The 13,358-nt window shown below is 70.0% G+C and carries 10 protein-coding genes, 1 tRNA gene and 1 pseudogene; 4 read left to right on the top strand and 8 right to left on the bottom strand.

Translation table 11 applies throughout. From position 1 onward, the window contains the following. Positions 1–41 precede the first annotated feature (41 nt). Positions 42–1,259: an acetyl-CoA C-acetyltransferase gene (locus tag ACUP6Y_RS02055; protein ID WP_462553939.1), complete on the bottom strand. Its 1,218-nt coding sequence runs from the start codon at positions 1,257–1,259 to the stop codon at positions 42–44. A gap of 201 nt (positions 1,260–1,460) precedes the next feature. On the opposite strand from ACUP6Y_RS02055, the gene ACUP6Y_RS02050 reads away from it, so the two are divergent. Beyond that, positions 1,461–2,888: an HNH endonuclease signature motif containing protein gene (locus ACUP6Y_RS02050; protein WP_462553938.1), complete on the top strand. Its 1,428-nt coding sequence runs from the start codon at positions 1,461–1,463 to the stop codon at positions 2,886–2,888. A 46-nt stretch (positions 2,889–2,934) separates the two neighbouring features. On the opposite strand, the pseudogene ACUP6Y_RS02045 reads toward ACUP6Y_RS02050, so the two are convergent. Continuing rightward, positions 2,935–3,075: pseudogene (locus ACUP6Y_RS02045) on the bottom strand (pyrroline-5-carboxylate reductase dimerization domain-containing protein); the annotation flags it as partial. Between the two features lie 153 nt (positions 3,076–3,228). On the opposite strand from ACUP6Y_RS02045, the gene ACUP6Y_RS02040 reads away from it, so the two are divergent. Continuing rightward, complete coding sequence (locus tag ACUP6Y_RS02040) at positions 3,229–3,444, top strand: KTSC domain-containing protein (protein WP_462553937.1); 216 nt, start codon at positions 3,229–3,231, stop codon at positions 3,442–3,444. A 47-nt stretch (positions 3,445–3,491) separates the two neighbouring features. Here the strand turns inward: ACUP6Y_RS02040 and ACUP6Y_RS02035 are convergent, their stop codons facing one another. After that, the gene (locus tag ACUP6Y_RS02035) at positions 3,492–4,670 is read right to left on the bottom strand and encodes a thiolase family protein (RefSeq protein ID WP_462553936.1); all 1,179 of its coding nucleotides are present in this window, start codon (positions 4,668–4,670) and stop codon (positions 3,492–3,494) included. A gap of 46 nt (positions 4,671–4,716) precedes the next feature. After that, positions 4,717–4,845, bottom strand: a complete 129-nt coding sequence (locus ACUP6Y_RS02030; protein WP_462553935.1) for a hypothetical protein — start codon at positions 4,843–4,845, stop codon at positions 4,717–4,719. A 382-nt stretch (positions 4,846–5,227) separates the two neighbouring features. Here ACUP6Y_RS02030 and ACUP6Y_RS02025 point away from each other — a divergent pair, with 382 nt between their 5' ends. Further along, complete coding sequence (locus ACUP6Y_RS02025) at positions 5,228–8,818, top strand: SdrD B-like domain-containing protein (protein WP_462553934.1); 3,591 nt, start codon at positions 5,228–5,230, stop codon at positions 8,816–8,818. A gap of 283 nt (positions 8,819–9,101) precedes the next feature. Here ACUP6Y_RS02025 and ACUP6Y_RS02020 read toward each other — a convergent pair whose 3' ends face one another. Next, complete coding sequence (locus tag ACUP6Y_RS02020) at positions 9,102–10,022, bottom strand: LysR substrate-binding domain-containing protein (protein WP_462553933.1); 921 nt, start codon at positions 10,020–10,022, stop codon at positions 9,102–9,104. Positions 10,023–10,092: 70 nt separating this feature from the next. Between ACUP6Y_RS02020 and ACUP6Y_RS02015 the strand changes: the two genes are divergently transcribed. Continuing rightward, the gene (locus tag ACUP6Y_RS02015) at positions 10,093–11,103 is read left to right on the top strand and encodes a YeiH family protein (RefSeq protein ID WP_462553932.1); all 1,011 of its coding nucleotides are present in this window, start codon (positions 10,093–10,095) and stop codon (positions 11,101–11,103) included. 161 nt (positions 11,104–11,264) lie between these two features. Here the strand turns inward: ACUP6Y_RS02015 and ACUP6Y_RS02010 are convergent. The 3 genes from ACUP6Y_RS02010 to ACUP6Y_RS02000 form a co-directional block, all read right to left on the bottom strand. Next, positions 11,265–11,340, bottom strand: a tRNA-Thr gene (locus tag ACUP6Y_RS02010). 64 nt (positions 11,341–11,404) lie between these two features. Next, positions 11,405–11,566, bottom strand: coding sequence for a hypothetical protein (locus tag ACUP6Y_RS02005; RefSeq protein ID WP_462553931.1), 162 nt, complete (start codon positions 11,564–11,566; stop codon positions 11,405–11,407). A 102-nt stretch (positions 11,567–11,668) separates the two neighbouring features. Then, entirely contained in the window at positions 11,669–13,267 is a 1,599-nt protein-coding gene (locus ACUP6Y_RS02000) for a hypothetical protein (protein ID WP_462553930.1), read from the bottom strand. Between the last annotated feature and the right edge of the window lie 91 nt (positions 13,268–13,358).

Below are 13,358 nucleotides of genomic sequence, written 5' to 3'. Positions count from 1 at the left end.
CCGCCGGTCCGACACCGGGCCCGGCGGCGTACTGGCCGTCGTCAGCTGAGTCGTTCGAGGACCATGGCCATGCCCTGGCCACCGCCCACGCACATCGACTCCACCCCGAACTGCTTGTCGTGCCACTGCAACGAGTTGATCAACGTCGCGGTGATCCGGGCACCGGTCATGCCGAACGGGTGACCCACCGCGATCGCACCACCGTTGACGTTGAGCTTCTCGACGTCGATCCCCAACTGCTGCGCCGACCCGAGCGACTGCACGGCGAACGCCTCGTTGATCTCGAACAGGTCGATGTCACCCAACGACATCCCCGCGTGCTTCAACGCCGCCGGGATCGCCTCCACCGGACCCAGGCCCATGATCTCCGGGGACAGACCGGTCACCGCGGTCGACACGATCCGCGCCAGCGGGGTCAGGCCGAGCTCCTTCGCCCGGGTGTCGGACATGACCACCAACGCCGCCGCACCGTCGTTGAGCGGACACGCGTTGCCCGCCGTGACCGTGCCGTCGGGGCGGAACACCGGCTTCAGGCCCGAGACCGCCTCCAGCGTCGTACCCGCGCGCGGGCCGTCATCCGCGGCCACCACCGTGCCGTCGGGCAGCGTGACCGGGGTGATCTCGCGGGCCCAGAAGCCCTCACCGATCCGCTGCTCGGTCAGGTTCTGGCTGCGGACCGCGAACTCGTCCTGCTCCTGACGCGACATGCCGAGGACCTGCGCCACGTTCTCCGCGGTCTGGCCCATCGCGATGTACAGATCCGGCAGGCTCCCCGCCTCACGCGGGTCCACCCACGACTCCGCACCACCCTGCGACCGCCTGTCCGTCAACGCCTGCGCGTCCGCGAACGCCGGGTTCTGACCCTCCGGATTGTCCGACCAGCCGTTGAAGAACCGACTCACTGTCTCCACGCCCGCGGAGATGAACGCGTCGCCCTCGCCGGCCTTGATCGCATGGAACGCCATCCGCGTCGTCTGCAGCGACGACGAGCAGTACCGGTTGACCGTGACCCCTGGCAGCCGGTCCATGCCGGACAGGACGGCGACCGCGCGGCCGAGGTTGTTGCCCGCCTCACCGGCCGGCTGACCGACGCCGAGGATCAGGTCGGTGATCTCCGCGGGGTCGAGCTCGGGCACCTTCGCCAGCGCCGCCCGCACCATCTGCACGGCCAGCTCGTCAGGACGCATGTCCTTCAACGAGCCCTTCCCGGCCCGGCCGATCGGCGAGCGGGCTGTGGACACGATCACGGCTTCGGGCACGAGGACTCCTCAGTTCAGGGGTGACGCGGCCAAGCGGCGGCCCGCTCAGCACTCCCGAGCAAGGGTACGGCGGCTTCCGACAGGCTCGCGTCGGCGGGCCGGATGGTGGGGAACGGGGGCATGCGAGGGGTCCGGTGGGCGGCGTGGTGGGCGTGGAAGACGTCCTTGACTTCGAACATATGTTCGAACTAGGATGAGCGCATGACCACTCCCGCAGCGCTCGACACGGCCACCACCGTGCTCGCGCATGCCGCGGAGCTGGCCCCAGACGACTGGGGCCGGCTGAGTGGCCCGGACGCGGTGACGGCCCTCGAGGCAGTGGTCGCCGCACGATCGTTCCTGGACGCCGCCCTGCTGCGAGGCATCGCCCGACTCGAGGCCACCGACGTGCTGCGGGAGCTGGGCTGGGCCTCGGTCAAGGACTACGTGACCCATCTGACCGGCGGCCACAAGGGCACCGGCGGCGGGCTGGTCCGCGCGGCCGAGCAGCTGCGGGACCTGCCCGAGGTCCAGGCGGCGCTCGACTCCGGTCGGGTCACGTTGCCGCAGGCCCGGGCGATCGCCTCGAAGGTGCAGACCCTGCCCCGGGTGCCGGAGTTCCGCGCCCAGGTGGCCGGGGCGATGCTCGACCTGGTCGACGTCCACGGCCATGACGCCTCCGACCTGCAGACCGCGTTCGGTGACGTGGTGCGTGAGCTCGACGCCGACGGGTCGATCGTGAACAGCGAGAAGGAGAAGGCGAAGGCCGAACGCGGCGCCCACCACGCCCGCGGCCTGTCGTTCGCCGAGGACGGCCACGGCGGGGTCCGCGTCAAGGGCTACGGCACCGTCGAGGACGCCGAGAAGATCAAGGCGACCCTGCTGCCGCTCTCAGCACCGCTCACCACCGAGCCCGGCGCCTGCGGCGGCGTCAACCGCAAACCCGACCAGGCCTCCTACGACGAGGACGGGGTGTCCACCCAAACCCCCTGCCTGACCCCGGGATGTGGCCACACCGGTCGCGACCCCCGCGATGCCGGTGCCCGGATGTGGGACGCCCTCGTCGACGCCTGCGACCGGCTGACCGCCACCGACGACCTGCCCCGCGACCACGGAGCCCGGCCCCGGGTGATCGTGCTCATCGACCACGACAGCCTCACCCGACAAGTCATCGACGCCGGCCTCGCCAAGCCCGGCCACACCCCCACCGGAGCCCGGCTCTCGGCCACCGCGATCCGGCGGATCGCGTGTGATGCCGAGATCATCCCCGGAGTCCTCGGGGCCGACGGGCAGGTCCTCGACGTCGGACGCGCCCAACGCCTCGTCACGGCCGCGATCTGGATGGCGTTGATCATCCGGGACCGGCACTGCGCCTTCCCCGGCTGCACCCGGATGCCCTTGGCCTGCGACGCCCACCACATCACCCACTGGGCCGACGGCGGCCCCACCAGCCTCGACAACCTGATCATGCTGTGCCGCCACCACCACGTCCTCCTCCACCAGAGCCCCTGGGCCGTCCACATCGACCCCGACACCCGACAACCCGTGTGGACCCCACCGCCGAGAGCCACCCTCGACCGACTCCACGCGGCAGGCGCCAGCTACACACCCACCCGACCACCAGGCACAGCCCCACCCCGGGCCGCCTGATTGTTTCAAGCGGAGGCGATCTCGGCAGTGATCTCCCTCGCTCCTCGAACGCCGCGATCGCCCGCTCGGTGCTGCCGTTCGGGCTGCTGACCGCGCGCCGCAGCGCGACGGGATCGGCGTCCGGGGCGTCGAGCAGGCGGCCGGCGCCGGTGTGCGCCGCGAGCGTGTGGGTGAGGTCGGCCGGCAGACCCAGCCGCCGGGAAGCCGGACCTCAGGAGCCCGGCCAGGACGGCCTAGCCCATCGAGCCACAGCCGAGGAAGGCGATAGTCGTGGGCATGGAGCCATCCTGCCCCGTCTCCGCCCCTGGACGAGCCGCCCGGGCCGGAGTAGGACGGTGGGATGGACATGACCCGGATGCGCCGGTCCCGCGCCCTCGATTCGGTGGGGTACGACGCCGCCCACGCCCGGCTGCGGGTTCGGTTCCGCCACGGTGGGACCTACGACTACCTCGACGTCGAGCCCGCGGTGTTCGAAGGGCTGTGCGCCTCCGCCCATCCCTGGACCGAGTGGCGCGAGGAGGTCCTCGCCCACGAGGTCGAGCGGGTCGGCGACTGACCGCCGCCGACCCGGCTCACACCTCGCGCAACCAGCCCAGAACCAGCTCAGACCCGGCGGAACAGGGCAGCCAGCGCCTGGCCACCACCGATGCACATGGTGACGATCCCGAGCTCCAGATCCCGGCGCACCAGATCCCGCGCCACCCGCAGCGACAAGATCGCCCCCGTGGCACCGACCGGATGGCCGAGCGCGATCGCCCCGCCGTACGGGTTCACCCGCTCCGGGTCCAGACCCGCGTCCCGCACACACGCGACCGCCTGCGACGCGAAAGCCTCGTTCAGCTCGATCGTGCCGATGTCTGCAGGCGTGGTGCCGGTCCTCTCGAACAGCGCCTTCAACGCCAGCACCGGCGCGTAGCCCATCAGCTCCGGCTCCATCGCCGCCGTCGCCACCGCCTCCAACGCCACCAACGGCCGCAGCCCCCGCTCGGCAGCCGCCGACTCGCGCGCCAGCACCACCGCAGCCGCGCCGTCGTTGATCCCCGACGCGTTGCCCGCCGTGACCGTGCCGTCCTTCTGGAACGCGGGACGAAGACCCGCCAGCGTCTCCACCGTGGTGTCCGGCTTCGGGTGCTCGTCCTCGGAGACGGTGTAGGGCCGACGACCGCCGACCTCGACCGGCACGATCTCCTCGGCGAACACCGCCTTCGCCTCCGGGGTCGCGGCTCGACGCTGCGACTCCGCCGCGAACTCGTCCTGCTCGAGTCGGGACACGCCGTACTTCGCGGCCACGTTCTCCGCCGTGACACCCATGTGGATCCCGTGGAACGGGTCGGTCAGCATCATCACCGTGCCGTCGACCAGCGACCGGTCACCGAGCTTGTAGCCACCCCGGGCCCCGAAGTCGTAGAACGGCATCCGGGTCATCGACTCGTCGCCACCGGCCAGCGTGACGTCCAGCCCGTTCCAGCGCATCTCCATCGCCGCCGACCAGATCGCCTGCAGCCCCGAGCCGCACAGCCGGTTGACCGTGTACGCCGGCACGTTGGTCGGCAGGCCGGCCGTGATCGCGACCCGACGTGCGTTGTACGCGTCCGGCCCCACTTGGCCGATGCAGCCCATCACCACCTCGGCGACATCGGCCGCCTCCACGCCCGCACGTGCCAGCGCCGCCCTCGCCGCGACCGCACCCAGCTCGAAACCAGGGACGTCCTTGAACACCCCACCGAAGCTGCCGATCGGGGTCCGCGCCCCGTCCACCAACACGATCTTCTCGTCCGCCATCAAAGCTCTCCGTTCACTCGGTCCAGGCGGTGGTCATGGTGCCACCTCAGCGCAGCCGCCAGACCGGCGGCCGCTTGTCACGGAAGGCGGCGACGCCCTCCTTGATGTCCTCGGTCGTGAAGGCGAGCGCGAGCTGCGACTGCAGCGCGGAGAACGCGTCGGGGCGGTCCGACACGATGTCGAACCACCGGCGAGCGTGCCGACCGCCGTCGTCTCAACTACTTCGGCGCCGCCGGCCTCGGCGTGACGCGCTCGATGTGCCTGGGCCGAGCACCGCGGACTCCGACATCCGCAGGCGCGATGACGTCACCCGAACGGGGGTCAAATCCTGCGCCGAGCGCGGCGTTGACCGCGTCGGGCCTGGCGGTCGGACGGTCGGTGGCGCGAGGGTTTGTCCAGACCCGGACGAACCTCGGCTCGGAGGGCGGGCGAAGGGGATGGACGCGATGGGGCACCTTCTCCAGACTCTGCCGTCATCTTCTCGGGCGGCCGTGGTCCACGTAATTCCCAGGACCTGCCGAAATCGGCGGCAGGCAGCTGAGCGAAACGAGGCAGGAATGCATGCTCTCCGTGCAACCAAGGCACGGCGGCGGCGCGCCATTGCGCTGTCCAGTGGCCTGGCCGTCATGGTCAGCGGGCTGGCGTGGGTGACGACTGCGGCCCCGGCCGCCGCGGAGCCGGGGGACGGCTCACTCACCGTGGCGCTCGCGCGCGACCTGAGCGGCGACGGCATCTACGACCCCATCCTCGACCTGCCCCAGGCGGGGATCGAGGTGAAGGTCAGCGACAGCGTCGGCCACGTGGTCAACGGCGTGACCGACGCCGCCGGCGAGGTAGTCGTCGCGCCCGCCTCCGGCCTGGTCGGCGGGCGGTATCGCGTGGAGACCACCGTGCCGGCCGCGCTCTCCTACCTGCAGCCCGCGCCGGCGTCCGCGACCGGGGCCGCCAACGCGTTCCGGAGCGCGACGAGCTTCATCGACGTCAGCGGCGGGACCGACGCCACCGTGCGGGTCGGGGTCTGGAACCCCGCCGACTACGCCCCACTCAACCCTGACTACGTGCTGGCGATCCAGCCGTCGGCCTCGTCCCCGGGCAGCTCGCGCTCGCTGGTGCGCACCAACTGGACCTACCGGGGCAACGGCAACGGCAACGCGACCACGCCCAACACCCAGAACATCACCACCTTGGCGACCAAGGCGCAGACCGGCTCGGTCTTCGGGCTCGCCGCGGCGCTGGACGAGCGGCTGTTCAGCGCCGCGTTCGCCAAGTCGATGGTGCCCTACGGCCCGGGCGGCTCGGGCGCGGTCTATGTCACCGACATGACCTCGGGCTCGCCGAACGCCAGCCTGTTCGTCACGATCCCCAATGCCGGGTCGACCGCGCACGGCAACATCCCCAGTGGCCGCGACGACGACTTCTACGGCGCGGCCGGCGCTGAGTCCTTGGGTGGCCTGGCGCTCTCCGACGACGAGGCGACCCTGTACGTGGTGAACCTCAACGACAAGCGGCTCTACGAGGTCGACGCCACCGGCGCGACCGGCACCATCACCGGCTCGACCGCCATCGCAGACCCGGGCTGCGTGGGCGGACAGTGGCGCCCCGGAGCGGTGACAGTTCGTGACGGCCAGGTGTACGTCGGCGGGGTCTGCGACGCCTCGGTGTCGTCGAACCGCTCGGACCTGCGCGCCTTCGTGCTGCGCCTCGACGGCGGATCGTTCGACACGGTGCTCTCCCAGCCGCTCGACTTCCTTCGCGGCCAGGCCGAGAACGGCGGCACCGCGATATCTCGTCAGTGGAACACCTGGCGTACCACCTGGTCGCGCACCGGCCTCGACGGGCTGCCGGTGCCGCCGTCTGCCGGTAGCCAGTACAACATCAAGTACCCCACGCCGTTCCTGACCTCGCTCGAGTTCGACATCGACGGCTCCCTGTTCCTGGGCTTCCGCGATCGCCACTCCGACCAGATCGGCATCGCCAGCCTCGAGCCCGGCGTCGCGACCGGAACCGCGGTGTTGCTCAACGCCATCAGCGCCGGCGACGTCAACAAGGCCTGCGTCAACGCCGACGGCAGCTACTCCTGGGAGGGCGTCAACGGCTGCCCGGACAACACCACGAGCATCCCCGACGGTGGCCAGGACCCGGCCGTCATCGAGTTCTTCGCGGGCGACTGGGTCTCCCTGAGCGGCAGCACCACGTCCGGCAACCACCACGAGGTCGCCCAAGGTGGCCTCGCCTTTGCTCCGCGCAACGGCGAGCTGGGCTCCATCGCCATGGACCCGACCGGCCTCGTCGGCACCGGTGGCATCGGCTTCTTCAACACCTCCACCGGCCAAGGCCCCGGCGGCGCCCCCGCCACCCGTGGCTGGCTGGTGAACACCTACCCCGAGTCGTTCGGCAAGGGCAACGGACTCGGTGACCTCGACCTGCTCGCCGAGGCACCGGTCCAGATCGGCAACCGGGTCTGGTTCGACGCGGACAAGGACGGCGTCCAGGACGCCGACGAGCTGCCGATCCCCGGGACCACGGTGAGCCTGGTCGACGACACGGGCGCCGTGGTCGCCACGACCACGACCAACGCTGCCGGTGAGTACTACTTCGGTGGCGACGGCGCGGCGTACCAGGTGGTGCCGGGTGCGTCGTACACCGTCCGCTTCGACATCAGCACCGCGGACACCTCCGGGCTGCCGGGCGCGCCGCCCGTGGCCGGGCTCTCCTACACCACCGCCGACGCCGGGGGCGACGACACCCTGGACTCCGATCCGACACCGGTCGGCCCAGGGATCGCCGAGGTGGCGATCACGGCGCCCCTGACTCCGGGCTCCGTGGACCACACCATCGACGCCGGCGTGGTCATCCCCGCGGTGGTGTCGGTCGGCGACTACGTGTGGGTCGACCAGGACGGCGACGGCCGCCAGGACACCGGCGAGCCCGGCATCCCCGGCGTCGTACTCGTCCTGACCGGCCCCAACGGCCAACCCGTCACCGACGTCTTCGGCAACCCGGTCGGCCCCACCACCACCGACGCGAACGGCGCCTACACCTTCGACGACCTGCCGCCACTACCCGCCGGGGACCACTACACCGTCACCATCGACCAGACCGCCCCCTCCACCCAGACAGCGTTGGAGCCCTACGTCCCCACCCAAGCCGGTCAAGGCGACCACGAGGGCGACTCCTCGACCTGGACCGCCGAGTCCGGCGACCTGACCCAGAACGGTGATCGCGACCCGACCCTCGACTTCGGATTCATCGTGAAGCCGACGCCGGCACAGGCGGGGCAGCCGACGCTGACGACCGCCACGTCGGACGACAAGGTGCTGGTCGGCGCCGAGCTGCACGACCGGGTCACCATCACCGGGTTCACCCCGGGAGGCACCTCCACGGGATCGGCCACGCTCTACGGTCCGTTCTCCTCGCCGTCGGCGGCAGTGTGTACGCCGGACACCCGGGTCGGCTCGGTGCCGTTCACGCCGGCCAACGGGACAGTCAAGACCCCATCGGTCACCGTGACCAGGCCCGGCTACTACACCTGGGTGGCATCGATCAGCGCCGACCAGCTCAACGACGCCGCAACGCACGCCTGCGGGCTGGCAGCCGAGACCAGCCTGGTCCACCGACCGGAGAACAAGGTGCGCCACATCGACACCGGATTCAGCGGAGTCGACCCGTGGGCGGCCGGCCGGGCCGCCGTCCCGGGCTCCCCGAAGCGAGTCAAGGTGCCGGCCTTCGGCCTGAACGCCACCGTCCGGCAGATCGGCCTCACCGGCGTGCGCGCCAACGTCCCGAGCAACCGGAACGCACTCGGCTGGCTGCAGACCTCAGCTCGTCTCAATGACGCGATCGGCACGACGGTCGTCGTCGGCCACGTCTCCGACAACCACGACCGTCCCGGTGCCTTCTACCGCCTCAAGCAGCTCAAGCGCGGCAAGGTGGTCAAGATCAAGGGCAACGACGGCAAGACCTACCGGTACAAGGTCGTCACCAAGAAGCGCTACCTACGGACCAAGCCCCTCCCAGAAAGCCTGTTCTCGATGACGAGGGGCCCGCGGCTGCTGCTGGTGACCTGCACCAACAAGATCACCCGTCCCAACGGCCGGTTCCACTACCGCGACAACCTGGTGGTCACCTTGAAGCCGGTCAAGAAGTAGGTTCCGAGACAGCGACGGCCGCTCCGCCTCGAGCGCGCCGTCGCCCCAGGGTGGCCCCGACCGAACCCCTACCGGTCGGGGCCATCCACCTGCAGACCTGCTCTTCAAGCCGGCGTTCCTCGTCTCCTACCTCTCCCAGGTCGTGACCCTCGACCCCGAGGTGGGGCCGTCGGTTCTCGTCCTTCCGCAGCGGCATCACCGGCCTCGACACGGAGAGGCAACCTCCGCCGGCCACCCGCGCCGGATCCTCGTGAGCGTCGGGCAGCGGTGCGGCGGGGAGCACTCAGCTCGCGCCGGTCTGCTGCGAGTCCTCCCGTCGCACCGCTGCCTGCGCGATCCGCACCAGCTCGTCCGCGTGCGCACCCGGTCGGCGCTGTCCCAGCCGCACCGCGGAGATGGGCCGCCACAGGTCCAACTCGTGACTGACCTCGGCGAGGGTTCCGGTGCTCAGGTAGGTCGAGACGGCGCGGACGGACACCACCGCCGGGCCCAGGCCGGCAAGTGCGGCGCCGACCAGAGCGGCGGTGGAGCCGGCCTCGAAGGCCACCCGCGGCGTCGCGCGCAGGGCGCGCTCGAAGGTATCGCGCGTCCCGCTGCCCTCCTCGCGCACGACGTACTCCATGTCCAGCAGCGCCTCACGCGAGAGCGGTGTGGAACGACGCGCCCATGGGTGGCCGGGTGGCGCGACGATCGCCAGCCGGTCGCGCCCCAGCGTGGTGACATCCAGGTCGCGCGGCATCAGCGCGGTCTCGATGAACCCGACGTCCACCTCCCCGGCTCGCACCATCGCTGAGACCTGCTCGCTGTTGACCACTCGCAGCTGCGGATGCAGCTCGGGAACCCGCGACCGCAGCTCGGCCATCCACAACGGCAGCATGAACTCGGCGACCGTGAGGCTGGCCGCGACCGCCAGGCCCGCCCGCCGCTCCAGGGTCAGGGCGTCCAGGCTGGCGCGCATCACGTCGACCTCGTGCAGCACCCGCCTCGCCCACGCCGCCACGGCCTCACCGTCGACACTCAGCGCCGACCCGCGCGCGGAGCGCACCACGAGCTGTAGACGCCACCGCGCCTCGAACTCGCGGATCCGCTTGCTGGCGGCGGGCTGGCTGATACCGAGCTCTCGCGCCGCGGCGCCGATGCTCCCGAGGTCCTGAAGCGCGACGATCAGGCGAGCACTCTCGAGGTCCAGCTCCGGCAGACCCATAACCAAACCATATGCCCTGCCCGTCTTCCGGCCTCTACTGACCACGGCCGGGTTCCGCAAGCGTGGACCCATGCTGTCCGAGATCCCCGCCGCCAGCGGTGCGCGGCGCACACGAGCACTCCCCGGGGCGACCTCGTTCCTCATCCCGCTGGTCGTCGCGGTAGCCGCGTGGGGAGTCAACCGCTACCAGCCCCTGCTGAGCGCGCTCCTCGTCGCGCTCGCTGTCGGCGCAGTGGTCGCCAACACTCCCGGAGCCAAGATCGTCAACGCGTCCGCCATCGCGGCGCGCGCCAAGGTCCTCCTCCGCTGCGGCGTCGCGCTGCTCGGCCTGCGCCTCGCGCTGTCCGACATCGCCGCCCTGGGCTGGTTCGGCGCGCTCGTCATCCTCGCCACCGTCACGGCGACCTTCAAAGGCACCCAGTACGCCGGGCGACGCCTCGGCCTCGACGAGGACCTCACCCAACTCATCGCGGCCGGCTTCTCGATCTGCGGCGCCGCCGCCATTGCCGCGGTGCAAGACACCGTCAAGGCCGCCGAACACAAGGTCGCCCTGGCAATCACGCTGGTGACCATCTACGGCACCGGGGCGCTGATCCTCATCCCGCTTGCCGCCGACGGGCTCGGCCTGGAGAGCACCGACGCCGCGCTCTGGGCCGGCGCCAGCATCCACGAGGTGGCCCAGGTAGTAGCGGCCGCGGCGATCATCGGCGGCAGTGGCTCGGTCCTCGCCGTGGCGATGAGCGTGAAGCTGGGTCGCGTCCTCATGCTCGCGCCCGTCCACCACTCGGTGATGGCCGCCCATCGCGGCACCGCCGGCGGCCACCGCGCCGGGATCCCATGGTTCTTGTGGGCGTTCATGGCCGCTGTCGCACTCAGAGCCACGGAGCTGCTCCCAGCCGGTGCCCTCGACATCGCCACTGCGACCAGCACGATCCTGCTGGCTGCGGGAATGTTCGGCCTCGGGCTCGGCCTCGTCCTCAAGGACCTTCTGCACGTGCCCGCCCGCGCCATCGGCCTCGCAAGCATCGCCACCGTCATCGCCACCGCTGTCCCGCTCGCGATGATCCTGCTTCGCGCCTGACACAGCAGTGACACGAAGGCGGCGGCGTCTCGAGACACGCGCCCCTCCTGACTGACGCCGACCGACCTCCGATTCCGCCGACCGCGACCAGGACCCAAAAGCAGTGAGCCCGAACCCACATCCGTGGGTCCGAGCCACGCCGATGTCCTGAGACATCACACTGGAGCCGCCTGTCGGAATCGAACCGACGACCTAATCATTACGAGTGATTCGCTCTACCGACTGAGCTAAGGCGGCGTGCCACCCGAGGGCGACCGCGGAAGCATACCGGCGTCGAGGAGATGACGGCGAATCGGCCAGTTCAGGCAGCGGGTACGACGCGCTGCTCCAGGTGGGCCTGGGGGCTGCCGCACCAGCAGGTGAAGTGGACGAGGAAGCCGTCGGGGCGGTTGTCGAGACCGGTCAGCTGGTCGGGGAAGATCAGCTCGCGGCGGCCACAGGACGGACAGTCGTGGATGAACATGGAGGCCTCCTTCGGGCTTCTCAGGTGGGGTATCTCCATGGTCCGCGGTGGTGAGGTCTAGCTTCGCTAGGTCCGGCGAAGCCGGAATGTTGAGTCAAGTTCTCAAGCGGCGGCTCCGGCGGTGATGAGTTCGTTGATGGCTTGTCGGTAGCGGCGGTCGGCGGCGTGCAGGTGGCTTGGGTGGTCGGGGTCGTCGAGTTCGGCCAGGCCGGTGCGCAGGACACGGTCGTGGATACAGGTCAGGAACTTGGCATCTCGTAGGCCGGTGTCGGTGAGGTGGTAGCGGTTGGTGTGCGGGATACGGACGATCAGACCGTGGATCCGTAGTCGGCGCAGGTCGTAGGTCATCTGTCCGGGGGTGATCGTGGTGTCGAGGAGTTGGCTGACCCAGCCGCGGAGGTCGCGGTTGGTGAACCCGTCGGGCAGGAGCCGGAAGATCAGCAGAGCGGTGAGCAGAGCTTGGGCTCGGGGGTCGGCGAACCGGAGTCCGGCGACCCGGGTGCCGGTGTCGGTGGTGACGGGGTTGTTGACCGCGGCGAAGGCAGTATGTCCGCGGCAGGGATCGTGACTGAGTCGTTGGACGTCGAGCAGACGTCGGTTGGCGGTGAAGCCGACCTCGCACAGGGCAGGCAGGTTGGTCAGTCGTCTCCCGATCCGGAAGTCGTAGCTGTTGTTGATGGTGGTCTCGGTCCGTAGCGCTCTGCCTTCCTTGTGGTACTGCTTGATCTGGGTGTGCTTGTAGTCCACGTGCAGGCTCGGAGTGACCTCCTCGGTGATCACCCTGGTCCGGAACCGGCCGGGGGTCGGGCGTTTCTTCCCGGAGAAGATCCGGCGCTCGAAGATCAGCGAGACTTGGTTGGGGCGGCCGATGTCGAGGTTGTCGCGGATGACCTGCTCGAAGAAGATCCGACCTGACAGTGGCCGGTCCAGGACCTGGGTCAGTGAGAACTCCGCTTGCAGCACCGAGAGGTCGTAGCGGTATCCGGCGGCACGGTCCGTCTGCGTGTAGGGGTGGGGCACGAGGGCCAGCCACTTGCGCAGCAGCGCGTCGATCTGGGCGGGGCCCAGGCTGGAGCAGATCGCCTGCACTCTCGCGACATCGGCGGGCTTGATGGCCCCGAACGCGTTATCCAACGCGGTGAACCCAATCCCGGCCTTGGCGGCCTGCTGCTTGGCCCACTCGTGGCCGTTGATACACAGCTTGGCGTTGTAGGGGAAGTAGGAGCAGAACTTGAGGAAGAACGGACCGAAGTCGGCATCGACGGCGTAGATGTAGAAGTGGTTGACCATCCCGGTGGTCTTCACGATCCACGGGTAGGAACGCCCCTCGGCATTGCGGCGCTTCTCGGTGCGGAACAGACTGGTCTTCTCCTGCGCCCGGCCGATGAACAACACGCCTTCGGTGTGTCCTGCTGCGATGAACCGGGCCAGGTGCTCGTGCATCACCTCGTCCTTGCGTTGGCCCTTGACGAAGTCGATCCACGGCACACCCTGATCGAGTGCGAACCGGCGGATCGCGGTACTGAAGGCGTCGGTGATCTTGCCCAGCGGCGCGGTCGAGGCGATCGGGAGCCCGAGTTGTCGCTGGACGTAGCCCACGATCCCGCCCGCGTGCTGAAGCTGCGGGACGTAGACGTTGAGGTACATCCGGTCGATGCATTCGATCTCGAAGACCGTGTGCTCGGCCAGCACATCGGCCACGGTGCGAGGTAGTTTCATGACAAGGCTCCGGTCAGGCGGGACGGCTCCCACCGAGCCAACCACCGCCCCGGAGGCGGTCACAACACGAAGC

The sequence above is a fragment of the Nocardioides sp. S5-5 genome (assembly GCF_054954065.1).
Note: the sequence above shows the minus strand (reverse complement) of the source record. Positions and strands in the feature narration are given on the sequence as shown.

Excerpts from the sequence above, each read along its gene's own strand:
- ACUP6Y_RS02050 (WP_462553938.1), top strand. The coding sequence starts at position 1,461 with ATGACCACTCCCGCAGCGCTCGACACGGCCACCACCGTGCTCGCGCAT.
- ACUP6Y_RS02040 (WP_462553937.1), top strand. The coding sequence starts at position 3,229 with ATGGACATGACCCGGATGCGCCGGTCCCGCGCCCTCGATTCGGTGGGG.
- ACUP6Y_RS02035 (WP_462553936.1), bottom strand. The coding sequence starts at position 4,670 with ATGGCGGACGAGAAGATCGTGTTGGTGGACGGGGCGCGGACCCCGATC.
- ACUP6Y_RS02025 (WP_462553934.1), top strand. The coding sequence starts at position 5,228 with ATGCATGCTCTCCGTGCAACCAAGGCACGGCGGCGGCGCGCCATTGCG.
- ACUP6Y_RS02020 (WP_462553933.1), bottom strand. The coding sequence starts at position 10,022 with ATGGGTCTGCCGGAGCTGGACCTCGAGAGTGCTCGCCTGATCGTCGCG.
- ACUP6Y_RS02015 (WP_462553932.1), top strand. The coding sequence starts at position 10,093 with ATGCTGTCCGAGATCCCCGCCGCCAGCGGTGCGCGGCGCACACGAGCA.
- ACUP6Y_RS02005 (WP_462553931.1), bottom strand. The coding sequence starts at position 11,566 with ATGTTCATCCACGACTGTCCGTCCTGTGGCCGCCGCGAGCTGATCTTC.